10 protein-coding genes are annotated in these 11,951 nt (G+C 39.3%); all 10 read left to right on the top strand.

From position 1 onward, the window contains the following. The first annotated feature begins 129 nt into the window (after positions 1-129). Positions 130-1,029, top strand: coding sequence for a dipicolinic acid synthetase subunit A (dpaA, locus tag MKX72_RS20920; protein WP_013058826.1), 900 nt, complete (start codon positions 130-132; stop codon positions 1,027-1,029). After that, a complete protein-coding gene (locus tag MKX72_RS20915; protein ID WP_013058825.1) occupies positions 1,029-1,634 on the top strand; it encodes a dipicolinate synthase subunit B in 606 nt (201 codons plus the stop codon). Before dpaA ends, MKX72_RS20915 begins: the two co-directional genes overlap by 1 nt. A gap of 191 nt (positions 1,635-1,825) precedes the next feature. After that, a complete protein-coding gene (gene asd, locus MKX72_RS20910; RefSeq protein WP_013058824.1) occupies positions 1,826-2,869 on the top strand; it encodes an aspartate-semialdehyde dehydrogenase in 1,044 nt (347 codons plus the stop codon). Positions 2,870-2,908: 39 nt separating this feature from the next. After that, complete coding sequence (gene dapG / locus MKX72_RS20905) at positions 2,909-4,141, top strand: aspartate kinase (RefSeq protein WP_028411393.1); 1,233 nt, start codon at positions 2,909-2,911, stop codon at positions 4,139-4,141. Between the two features lie 75 nt (positions 4,142-4,216). Beyond that, on the top strand, positions 4,217-5,089 hold the full coding sequence (gene dapA / locus MKX72_RS20900) for a 4-hydroxy-tetrahydrodipicolinate synthase (RefSeq protein ID WP_013058822.1): 873 nt from the start codon (positions 4,217-4,219) through the stop codon (positions 5,087-5,089). Positions 5,090-5,282: 193 nt separating this feature from the next. Beyond that, the gene (locus tag MKX72_RS20895) at positions 5,283-6,950 is read left to right on the top strand and encodes a ribonuclease J (RefSeq protein WP_034265208.1); all 1,668 of its coding nucleotides are present in this window, start codon (positions 5,283-5,285) and stop codon (positions 6,948-6,950) included. A 105-nt stretch (positions 6,951-7,055) separates the two neighbouring features. Next, entirely contained in the window at positions 7,056-7,808 is a 753-nt protein-coding gene (locus MKX72_RS20890) for a ClpP family protease (protein WP_013058820.1), read from the top strand. Continuing rightward, entirely contained in the window at positions 7,805-8,014 is a 210-nt protein-coding gene (locus tag MKX72_RS20885) for a YlzJ-like family protein (protein WP_028411391.1), read from the top strand. The genes MKX72_RS20890 and MKX72_RS20885 overlap by 4 nt, the downstream gene beginning before the upstream one ends. Positions 8,015-8,152: 138 nt before the next feature. Further along, positions 8,153-10,510 (top strand): FtsK/SpoIIIE family DNA translocase, encoded by a 2,358-nt coding sequence (locus MKX72_RS20880; RefSeq protein WP_154991802.1) that lies wholly within the window; start codon positions 8,153-8,155, stop codon positions 10,508-10,510. A gap of 640 nt (positions 10,511-11,150) precedes the next feature. Further along, positions 11,151-11,876, top strand: a complete 726-nt coding sequence (locus MKX72_RS20870) for a GntR family transcriptional regulator (protein WP_028411389.1) — start codon at positions 11,151-11,153, stop codon at positions 11,874-11,876. Positions 11,877-11,951 lie beyond the last annotated feature (75 nt).

Genomic DNA, 11,951 nt, shown 5'->3' with positions numbered 1-11,951 from the left:
TCCTGTGTGTTTACATAGTATGTTGAAGAAAAGCAATAGGCATTCTAGGGCGTAATGATAGCACTTTACATCTCGATGGTTTAAGCGAAGGATACATCTATTTAATGTTAAAGAAGGTGAAAATGAAACATGTTAACGGATTTGCACATAGCTGTAATTGGCGGTGATGCTAGGCAGCTTGAAGTCATTCGAAAATTAATTCAATTAGATGCAAAAACCTCTCTTATTGGTTTTGATCAGCTAGATCATGGTTTTACAGGTGCGACGAAATATCAGATAGAGGAGCTGGATTTTTCAGATGTTGACGCCATCATCCTTCCAGTGCCTGGAACAAATCACGAAGGGCAAGTAGATACTATTTTTTCAAATGAAAAAGTAGTATTGACTGAAGAAATACTTAAAAAAACGCCTGAGCACTGCATTATTTATTCTGGTATTAGCAATGGGTATTTAAACGAATTAGTCAAAACGACAAACCGTAAACTCGTTCAGCTATTTGAGCGTGATGATGTAGCAATTTATAACTCTATTCCTACTGTTGAAGGTACCATCATGCTTGTTATTCAACATACGGATTTTACCATTCACGGTTCAAATATTTCTGTCCTAGGTTTAGGAAGAGTAGGAATGAGCGTGGCGAGGTCCTTTGCTGCACTTGGTGCCAATGTAAAAGTAGGAGCTAGAAAATCTGAACATTTAGCACGTATTGCTGAAATGGGTTTGCAGCCTTTCTATCTTTCTGAACTCGATAAAGAAATTGCTGATAGTGATATATGTATTAACACCATTCCATACCCCATCTTAACGGCTAAGACATTATCTAATGTCCCGACCCACGCGCTCATTATTGATTTAGCTTCAAAGCCTGGAGGAACCGATTTCCGCTATGCAGAAAAACGAGGAATTAAAGCTATTTTAGCACCTGGTCTTCCAGGGATTGTGGCTCCAAAAACAGCAGGTCAGATTGTCGCTAATGTATTAGTGAATTTATTAAAAGACGCTGCGGATGCGAGAGAGGAGAAAAAATAATGTCATTAAAAGGTAAAAGAATAGGATTCGGCTTGACCGGATCTCACTGTACGTATGATGCGGTTATGCCAGAAATTGAAAAGCTTGTTAATTTGGGAGCAGAAGTGTTACCGGTTGTTTCTTACACTGTACAATCCACAAATACTCGTTTTGGAGATGGAGAAGACTGGGTGAAGAAAATTGAGGAATTAACAGGTCACGCCGTCATCAATACAATTGTAAAAGCAGAGCCTCTAGGACCAAAGATTCCGCTTGATTGTATGGTAGTTGCCCCAATCACTGGGAATACGATGAGTAAGTTTGCGAATGCAATGACTGAATCTCCGGTACTCATGGCAGCTAAAGCAACGCTTCGTAATAATAAGCCAGTGGTACTGGGAATTTCGACTAATGACGCACTAGGGCTAAATGGTGTAAACTTAATGAGGCTAATGGCGACTAAAAATATTTATTTTATTCCATTTGGTCAAGATGACCCGGTGCTTAAACCAAATTCAATGGTAGCGCGTATGACGATGTTATCAGACACGGTGTACGCAGCGCTTGAAGATAAACAGATTCAGCCTGTTATTGTCGAAAGGTTCCGCGACGGTCAAGAGTCATAGGACATATATGCCTCTTGCTGTTGTATGAATCTGTTCAATACTGCGGCTGTAAGAGAACTCTCAATCTCAAAGAAGAGAAGATTTTAAAAATCTTCTCTTCTTTGACGCAATGAAGCATAATAATATGTTAAAATAGTCAGTATATGCAGATAAATGTTGAGTAGTTGAAAATTGTTGGAGGCGGTATTAAAATGACAAGAGAATTACATGTAGCAGTAGTAGGAGCAACAGGTGCAGTAGGACAACAAATGATTAAAACCCTACAGGAGCGTAATTTTCCAGTTGGTAAATTAACGTTATTATCTTCAGCTCGTTCAGCTGGTAAAAAAGTGTTGTTTAACGGAGAAGAAGTTGTTGTGCAAGAAGCAACTCCTGATAGCTTTGAAGGCGTAGACATTGCTTTATTCAGTGCAGGCGGCAGCATTTCAAAAGCACTTGCACCAGAGGCAGTAAAACGCGGAGCAATCGTTGTAGACAACACAAGCGCTTATCGAATGGATGAAAATGTCCCGTTAGTTGTGCCGGAAGTGAACGAAGATGCATTACACGCACATAACGGAATCATTGCTAATCCAAACTGCTCTACAATTCAAATGGTAGCAGCATTACAACCATTACGCGAAACATACGGCTTATCTAAAGTGCTAGTATCAACGTATCAAGCCGTTTCTGGAGCAGGCGCTGCTGCAATTAATGAATTAAAAGAACAAGCTAAAGCTATTTTAGAAGAAAAAGAGTTTACACCGGAGATTTTACCGGTTGGTGGAGATAAAAAACATTATCAAATTGCTTTTAATGCCATTCCGCAAATTGATAAATTTCAAGATAACGGTTTTACATTTGAAGAAATGAAAATGATTAATGAAACGAAAAAAATTATGAGCATGCCTGAATTGCCAGTAGCTGCTACTTGTGTTCGTCTACCGGTTGTAACAGGTCATTCAGAGTCAGTGTACATTGAAATTGAAAAAGACGGTGTAACGGTAGCTGATGTGAAAAATTTATTGGCTGATGCACCTGGTATCGTATTGCAAGATGATCCAGAAAATCAAGTATATCCAATGCCAGCAGATTGTGTAGGTAAACGAGATGTGTTTGTCGGCCGTATTCGTAAAGATTTAGATCGCGATAACGGTTTCCATATGTGGATCGTTTCTGATAACTTGTTAAAAGGTGCAGCTTGGAATTCTGTACAAATTGCAGAATCACTTATTAAGCTTAGCTTAGTAAAATAAGCGCAACCAGAGTGTCTCGGAACATGATGAGGTGTAAGTATGAAAATAATCGTCCAAAAATTTGGAGGAACTTCCGTTCGTAACGAAGAAGGAAGAGCAAGAGCAATCTATCATTTAAATAATGCATTAAGTGAGGGTTACAAAGTAGTCGTTGTTGTATCGGCAATGGGACGAAAAGGTGAACCGTATGCAACGGATACATTGCTTTCACTTGTTGATGGAAATAAAGCGTCTCTTAACAAACGTGAGCTTGATATGCTTATGGCATGCGGAGAATTAATTTCATCGGTTGTATTTACAAATTTATTAAACGAAAATGGGATTAAAGCTACAGCATTAAACGGTGCACAGGCAGGGTTTGTGACGAATGATGATTTTACCAATGCCAAGATACTAGAAATGAAATGCGACCGTTTGTTAAAAGAATTAGAAGAATATGATGTCGTTGTCGTAACAGGCTTTCAAGGGGCAACTGCTGAAGGTGATACAACAACGCTTGGACGCGGAGGTAGCGATACATCTGCTTCAGCGTTAGGTGCAGCCCTTATGGCTGATTACATTGACATTTTCACGGATGTAGAAGGTGTGATGACAGCGGACCCGCGTATTGTAGAAGATGCAAGACCGCTATCCGTTGTCACATATAACGAAATATGCAACATGGCTTATCAAGGTGCAAAAGTAGTTCACCCACGTGCCGTAGAGATCGCCATGCAAGCAAAAGTACCGATGCGCGTCCGTTCCACGTATGCTGATTCAGAAGGTACGCTCGTTACATCTCAAGGTGAAGCACAGCAGCGTGGAAGCGATGTGCAAGAACGCCTTGTAACAGGAATCGCCCACGTATCTAACGTGACTCAAATTAAAGTTTTTAGTAAAGAAGGCCATTATGATACGCAAGCAGAGGTATTCAAAGCAATGGCACAAGAAAAAATCAGCGTAGATTTTATCAATATTTCACCGAAGGGTGTTGTATATACGGTAACAGATGAAGCAACTGACAAAGCAATCGATGTGCTTCATGCGCTAGGGTATGAGCCGGCTGTTATTCGCAACTGTGCCAAAGTATCAACGGTTGGAGCAGGAATTGCAGGGGTGCCTGGTGTTACATCTAAAATTGTTACAGCTCTTTCTAGCGAAGGTATTCAGATTTTACAATCTGCTGACAGCCATACGACGATTTGGGTGCTTGTAAAAGAAGAGGATTTAAAGAAAGCCGTTAATGCTCTTCATGGTGCCTTTGACTTGTCAAAAGCACCGCAAAAAAGATAAACTACATGTTCCGTTAGCTATAAGCTAACGGTTCATTACATGAATAGGGATAATGCAATTTCAAGGAGTGAAAACATGATTGATTTTGGGAAAGTCGCAACAGCGATGGTAACGCCTTTTGATCATAAAGGAAATATTGATTTTGAAAAAACAACGCAGCTTATTAACTATTTAATCAGCAACGGTTCAGATGCGTTGGTTATTGCAGGAACAACTGGTGAATCTCCTACGCTTTCAACAGAAGAAAAGCTGGCGCTGTTCCGCCACTCAGTAAAGGTAGTAGATGGCCGTGTACCTGTTGTTGCAGGTACAGGAAGCAATAATACGTATGCATCAATTGAATTAACGAAAAAGGCAGAAGAAATCGGCGTAGATGCGATTATGATTGTAGCACCTTATTATAACAAGCCGAATCAGGAAGGCTTATATCAGCACTTTAAAACAATTGCTGAAAGTACAGAGCTGCCTGTCATGTTATACAATATTCCAGGGCGATCCGTGATCAATATGTCTGTGGATACAATTGTACGCCTAGCTGAACTGCCAAATGTTGTAGCGTTAAAAGATGCAAGCGGCGACCTTGACGCAATGACAGCTATTATCGCACAAACAAGCGATGATTTTGCTTTATACAGCGGTGATGATGGCTTAACACTGCCGGTATTAGCAATTGGAGGAACTGGGATTATTTCTGTTGCCTCTCACGTTATTGGAAATGAAATGCAAGAGATGGTTAAGCTGTATGAGTCAGGAAATCCGAAAGAAGCAGCAAAAATTCATCAGCGTATTGTACCTGTGATGAAATCTCTTTTTGCGGCTCCAAGTCCAACGCCTGTTAAAACAGCTTTACAGCTAAAAGGGTTAGACGTAGGATCGGTACGATTACCTTTAGTTCCGTTAACGGAAGAAGAACGCCAAACGTTAGTCAGCACATTAAATACGCTATAAGCTATAAGTATGTTTTTAAACGTCTCTTCATTGACCGTATATACGAGTTGATGAAGAGACGTTTTTTTCTTATAAGATAACAGAAGAGCAGATGACGGAAATAGACGAATGAAATTTCTTGTATTCCAATTCTTACTTCAGTTATAATGTAAGCAAATGAAATTGTACGGGTGAAAGTAAGTAGGAGGAACTTATGGTACTAGAAAAGACAGAAAATATTAAAATTTCAGCCTTGGGTGGAGTCGGAGAACTTGGAAAAAACATGTATGTGGTGGAAATCAATGAAAACATATATGTGTTAGATGCAGGGTCAAAGTTTCCGGGAGGGGAAATGTTAGGAATTGATATTGTCATTCCTGACATTACATATTTAGTAGAAAATCAGCAGAACGTAAAAGGCATTTTTGTTACTCATGGACACGAAGAGCAAATTGGGGCGATTCCCTTTATACTTCAAAAATTGGACGTGCCGGTATATGGTACAGAATTAACGCTAGCGCTTATCAAAGAAAAGTTAAAAGAGTATGGAATTAAAAAATATGAAGCTTTACATCCTATCACTTCGTCAACGGTTTTATCGTTTGAAGGAGTGGATATTTCATTTTTTAGAACGCAGCACAGTATACAAGATTCAGTCGGCATTTGTTTACAAACCAATCAAGGTGCGATTGTATATACAGGTGATTTTAAATTTGATCAAAACTCAGTCAGCATTCAAAGCGCTGATATTGGAAAAATGGCTGCCATTGGGGAAAAAGGCGTCCTGTGTTTGCTTTCAGACAGTACAAATGCGGATAAGCCAGGCTATACAGTTTCCGAGGCCGTCATCGGACAAAATATTACCGACGCTTTTTATAAAAGCAAAGGTCGAATCATTGTTGCTGCATACAGTTCCAATCTGCACCGTATTCAGCAAATTATTCATGCCGCATATCAGCATGGCCGTAACCTGATCGTTATGGAAAAGAGTATGCTGAAAATTATTGATATTGCAGCAAAACTTGGACATTTGCAGCTGCCTGAGGATTTAATTGTTCCTGTGCAAAAGCTAAAGGATCTTTCAGAACATGAAACGGTTATTTTAACAACAGGTCATCACGGAGAGCCGATTTCAGGTCTTACTCGAATGGCTAGACAGTCCCATAAATTGATTCAAATCAAACAAGATGACACGGTCCTGCTGGCTGCTACACCCGTGGCGGGGCACGAAACGACCTTTTCAAAAACAATTGACGTCATCTTTCGTTTAGGAGCAAGCGTAGTGTTTGCTCAGAAGAAAGTGCAGGCTTCCGGACACGGCAGTCAAGAAGAACTAAAATTTATGATTAACTTAACAAAGCCGAAATATGTCATGCCTGTGAATGGAGAGTACCGAAAACAAAAAGCTTATGCAAAGCTAGCCGGTCAATTAGGAATATCAGAAGATCATATTTGTTTGCTTGAAAAAGGTGAGCGAGTTGAGTTTAAAGATGCTCGCATGTACCCTAGCGGTTCTATTCAAGCGGGAAATACGCTCATTGATGGACTAGGAGTCGGCGATATTGGGAATATCGTTCTGAGGGATCGCAGGCTGCTGTCACAGGACGGAATCTTAACGGTAGTAGTTACGATTAATAAACGTCAAAAAACAGTAGTAGCGGGGCCAGAAATCATCTCCCGAGGCTTCGTCTATGTAAGAGAATCAGAAAAGCTTTTAGAAGAAGCAACGAAGATTGTTCAGCAAATTTTAGAAAAGTGTATGGAAGACAAAGTGATCGAGTGGTCTTCATTAAAATTAAAAATGAGAGAAAGTTTAAATCAATTTTTATATGAAAAAACCCGTCGTAAACCGATGATTTTACCGATTATCATGGAAATCTAATGTGAAGCCTTCCCGCTGGGAAGGCTTTTTATTTGCAGCTGATGCGGATGTAATAACTATGAGAAGTTCATACTACTACTATCAATAAGTGAAAGGAGCTAGAATATGTTTGAAAATAACGAAAGATTACATTCTGATGAAGCGCCTCAGCAGCCTAATAAAAATGAAGAAAGCAAGGGCGGAATATTAGATAAAATTCAACAATTGGGACAGACCAACGTGGCTCAGCTTCCTCAGGATTCTAATATTCACTGTTTAACGATTGTAGGACAAATCGAAGGGCACATGCAGCTGCCTCCTCAAAATAAAACGACAAAATATGAGCATGTCATCCCGCAAATTGTGGCGATTGAACAAAATCCAAAAATTGAAGGATTGCTTATTATTTTGAATACAGTAGGTGGAGATGTAGAAGCAGGTCTTGCCATTGCGGAAATGATTGCTTCGTTATCCAAGCCTTCTGTGTCCATTGTGCTAGGAGGCGGACATTCAATCGGTGTTCCAATTGCGGTTTCAACTGATTATTCGTATATTGCCGGTACAGCGACCATGACCATTCATCCCATTCGCTTAACGGGTCTTGTTATTGGTGTACCGCAAACATTCGAATACTTAGATAAAATGCAAGAGCGCGTGATTAACTTTGTGAGAGAACACTCTCATATTTCAGAAGAAAAGTTTAAAGAACTTATGTTTTCAAAAGGGAACTTAACGCGTGATATCGGGACAAATGTAGTTGGCGGAGATGCTGTTTCATACGGGTTAATTAACGAAGTAGGCGGAGTTGCTCAAGCAATCAAAAAATTGAATGAACTGATTGAGCAAGGACGTCAGAATGAGGAGCAGCTGCTGCAATGATTTTATATACAATGATGCCACAAGAACTGATTTTTCAGCAGTCTTATCATCAAGAACAATCTCAGCCAAAGCTTATTAATCATAATGGAATCCCGGTTATCGTTGAAGAAAATGAACAAAAACAACAGCAAATTGTAAGGGTTTTAAGCACGAATCCTCAAGATTATTTGAATGAAAATTATTATCCTGGTCAAATTTTGTCGTAAGGATTTCAGTATAATTATGGTGAATATGGTATAATGAATATGACGAAGAAGGCAGCCGCTGTATTGGCTGCTTTTTTATTCAACTGATAAAAGAAACAAAATCAACATAGGGTGTTGGACGTTGATTGGAGTGGAAAAATGGCAAAGAAAAAACGAAGAGGTCAAATAAAAAAGGATGAATGGAAACGCATATTGCGCTTTGAGCTTATTGGATTATTTTTATTAGCGTTAACGTTAATTGCCATGGCAGGACTCGGTGCTGTAGGACAGGCTCTTGTGCTCGTGGTCCGCTTATTTATTGGCGAATGGTATATGCTGTGTTTAATCGGAATGGTTATTCTATCTGTTTATATTATTTGGAAAAGAGAAATGCCTCCTTTAGTGACGCGGCAGCTTATCGGTACATACCTCATTATTTTATCTATTTTACTGTTTAGTCACGTGACGTTATTTGAAAATTTATCGAAAAACGGAACGTTTACAGATCCATCTGTCATTATGAATACGTGGGATTTGTATATGCTCGAAGCAACGGGACAATCGAATCACAGTGATTTAGGGGGAGGGATGATAGGAGCTATTATGTTTGCCATGTTCTACTATCTGTTTGATAGCTTAGGAACAGAACTTATCGCTGCCTTGCTTATTGTGATTGGGGTACTGCTCATTACCGGACGTTCGCTTCACGAAACGGTATTAAAACTTCTGTCACCTCTAGTTAATTTTTTAACAACGGAGTTAAAAGAAGGCTGGCAAGATATTCGGACGTGGAAACATAAGAAGAAAAAAGCCCCTAAAACAACAAAAAAGAGACGCCAAGAAAAAGCTGTTCAAGAACCAGAAGAAAGCGTGGAAATAGAAGTGGAAGCACCTTCGCCTCCAATTATTGAACACTTTGATTATGGAGAGGAAGAGTCTAGTCAATCTCCTGCTGCTCCTATAGCTCCGGTGCCTCCGGTTATGGAATCGAAGCCTGTAGCTGCTGCACCGCAACAGCCAAGGCCGCAAAAGGAACAGGAAGAAGAAAAAGCTCCTATGATTACCTTTACTGAAACGGAAAATAAAGAGTATGAGCTTCCTCCTATCAAGCTATTGACGATGCCAAAGAAAAGTAACCAGGCAAAAGAGCATAAAAACATTTATAAAAATGCCGAAAAGCTTGAAAAAACGTTTCAAAGTTTCGGCGTAAAAGCAAAAGTGGCAAAAGTTCACCTTGGACCAGCTGTTACAAAATATGAAGTATATCCTGATGTAGGAGTAAAAGTAAGTAAGATTGTCAATTTAAGTGATGATTTAGCACTTGCATTAGCTGCCAAAGATATTCGGATTGAAGCTCCAATTCCCGGGAAATCAGCGGTAGGAATTGAAGTGCCGAACGAAGAAGTAGCGATGGTTTCACTTAGAGAAGTACTTGAAGCGACTGAAAATAACCGACCTGATAAAAAGCTATTAGTTGGTTTAGGAAGAGATATTTCAGGCGAAGCTGTGCTAGCAGAGCTTAATAAAATGCCTCATATGCTTGTAGCAGGGGCAACAGGAAGCGGAAAAAGTGTGTGTATCAACGGTATTATTATTAGTATTTTAATGAGAACAAAGCCTCATGAAGTAAAATTAATGATGATTGACCCTAAAATGGTTGAGTTGAATATGTACAATGGTATTCCGCATTTATTGGCTCCTGTCGTAACAGATCCGAAAAAAGCTTCTCAAGCATTAAAGAAAGTTGTAAGTGAGATGGAGCGACGGTATGAGTTGTTCTCACACAGCGGAACGAGAAACATTGAAGGATATAACGATTTAGTAAAACGTATGAATGATGATGGAGACGTCGATGCAAAACAGCCGACTCTTCCTTATATTGTGGTGATTGTTGATGAGTTGGCTGACTTGATGATGGTTGCTTCATCTGACGTCGAAGATTCGATCACACGTCTTGCTCAAATGGCTCGTGCTGCCGGCATTCATTTGATTATTGCTACACAGCGACCATCAGTAGATGTTATTACTGGAGTTATTAAAGCAAACATTCCTTCCCGAATCGCTTTTAGTGTATCTTCACAAACTGACTCTCGTACGATCCTAGATATGGGAGGAGCTGAGAAGCTTCTAGGAAGAGGAGATATGCTGTTCATGCCTGTTGGAGCTTCAAAACCTGTGCGTGTGCAAGGTGCCTTTTTATCAGATGAAGAAGTAGAAGAGATTGTTGATTTTGTAATTGCACAGCAAAAAGCACAGTATCAAGAAGAAATGATTCCAACAGATGCTCCTGAACAAGTCGATGATTTTGCAGATGAGCTGTATGACGAAGCGGTTCAGCTTGTGGCAGAAATGCAAACAGCTTCTGTTTCTATGCTGCAGCGACGCTTTCGAATTGGCTATAACCGGGCTGCACGTTTAATCGATGCGATGGAAGATCGTGGAGTGGTTGGGCCTTACGAAGGAAGTAAGCCGCGTTCGGTGCTGATTTCTCAGCAAAATGAAGATGTTGGATCTTAATAAGGTTATTAGAAAAGATGGAGCTGGGACAAAAGTATTTTAGCCTAAGTGAAAAACGAATCACTAATCAACATGTCTGATTAGCGGTTCGTTTTTTTTGTTAGGGTGAATATAGGTTTCATCCGTTTCGTTCCTTCTAGCAGTTGACTGAAAGACAAGGTGAAGACTCCTGCGGGAAAAGCGTAAGCGACGAGGAGGCCCATCGCCCGCCCGTGGAAACCGAAGTCTTGCACGGAAATCAACTGCGGTGTCGCAAGCGTTTCAGCTCATGTATCTTATTTGTTTGTCTTTAGATTGGATTCATTTAGTTATGTCTCAACCTCATTTTTTTATGGAAGAAGAGACGGTAAGAATAGTATTATACAAAAATATGTCATGCTAAATAAATAAAATAAAAACGAATATTAAAAAATTTAATGACTAAAATGTTTGGGTTTTATCTAATATTAGAAGAAAAGTAGGTTGTTAGGTATGCTGACATTAAAAAATAACAAAAATTCATTTTTTTAAAAAAATATTAAAAATATTAACAAAAAATTAATATAACCTATTTATTTATCTGTCGAAAAATGATATATTATTTTCGATTAAGTAGTCGAACATCAGAGGTCTGATGACTTTTTAATATGGAGGAAGAGTGATGTCTATACGTGCGGATAATCGGCACTTGTATTTACAAGTGATTGATAAAATTAAACAAAATATAGAAAAAGGAATTTTTAAAGAAAAGGAAAGACTCCCTTCAGAGTTTGATTTATCAAAGCAGCTAGGGGTTAGCCGCGCAACGCTACGTGAGGCACTTCGCATATTAGAAGAAGAGAATATTATTGTTCGCAGACACGGCGTGGGAACATTTGTCAACACGAAGCCTACTTTTTTGTCAGGGATTGAGCAATTAAATAGTATAACACATATGATTGAACAAGCTGGTATGAAGGCCGGAACAATCTTCTTATCTTCTCAAATACAAGAGTTGTCTGAAAATGATTTAACACGTTTTGCTTGCGGGGAAGACGAACAGATTTTATTTGTTGAACGGGTGAGAACGGCAAACGGAGAGCCTGTTGTATATTGCATGGACAAGGTTCCTCAAAAAATATTGCCTGAAAATTTCGAATATAAACAGGAATCTTTGCTAGAAATTCTTGAAAAACAAGCAGGAAAGCACATTTCATACGCCGTGGCAAATATTGAGCCTCTAGGCTATCATGAAAAAGTTTCTCCTATTTTACAATGCGAGCCAGAAACCGCTTTGCTTGTGCTGAAACAAATGCATTATGACCAGTATGATGAACCTATTTTATATTCCATCAATTATTTTAAAGCAGATCAATTTAGTTTCCAAGTACTGCGTAAACGCGTCTAGTTTTTTTATGGTTAAATGTCAGAAAATTTACAACTATTTAACATTGTCCTTTTAAGGAGGTGTCAAATGTAGGTC

Origin of the sequence: Priestia sp. FSL R5-0597 (genome assembly GCF_038006305.1) — a bacterium.
GTDB classification, from domain to species: Bacteria; Bacillota; Bacilli; order Bacillales; family Bacillaceae_H; genus Priestia; species Priestia zanthoxyli.
Note: the sequence above shows the minus strand (reverse complement) of the source record. Positions and strands in the feature narration are given on the sequence as shown.

Excerpts from the sequence above, each read along its gene's own strand:
- MKX72_RS20890 (WP_013058820.1), top strand. The coding sequence starts at position 7,056 with ATGTTTGAAAATAACGAAAGATTACATTCTGATGAAGCGCCTCAGCAG.
- MKX72_RS20915 (WP_013058825.1), top strand. The coding sequence starts at position 1,029 with ATGTCATTAAAAGGTAAAAGAATAGGATTCGGCTTGACCGGATCTCAC.
- MKX72_RS20885 (WP_028411391.1), top strand. The coding sequence starts at position 7,805 with ATGATTTTATATACAATGATGCCACAAGAACTGATTTTTCAGCAGTCT.
- MKX72_RS20880 (WP_154991802.1), top strand. The coding sequence starts at position 8,153 with ATGGCAAAGAAAAAACGAAGAGGTCAAATAAAAAAGGATGAATGGAAA.
- dapA (WP_013058822.1), top strand. The coding sequence starts at position 4,217 with ATGATTGATTTTGGGAAAGTCGCAACAGCGATGGTAACGCCTTTTGAT.
- MKX72_RS20870 (WP_028411389.1), top strand. The coding sequence starts at position 11,151 with ATGTCTATACGTGCGGATAATCGGCACTTGTATTTACAAGTGATTGAT.
- asd (WP_013058824.1), top strand. The coding sequence starts at position 1,826 with ATGACAAGAGAATTACATGTAGCAGTAGTAGGAGCAACAGGTGCAGTA.
- dpaA (WP_013058826.1), top strand. The coding sequence starts at position 130 with ATGTTAACGGATTTGCACATAGCTGTAATTGGCGGTGATGCTAGGCAG.
- dapG (WP_028411393.1), top strand. The coding sequence starts at position 2,909 with ATGAAAATAATCGTCCAAAAATTTGGAGGAACTTCCGTTCGTAACGAA.
- MKX72_RS20895 (WP_034265208.1), top strand. The coding sequence starts at position 5,283 with ATGGTACTAGAAAAGACAGAAAATATTAAAATTTCAGCCTTGGGTGGA.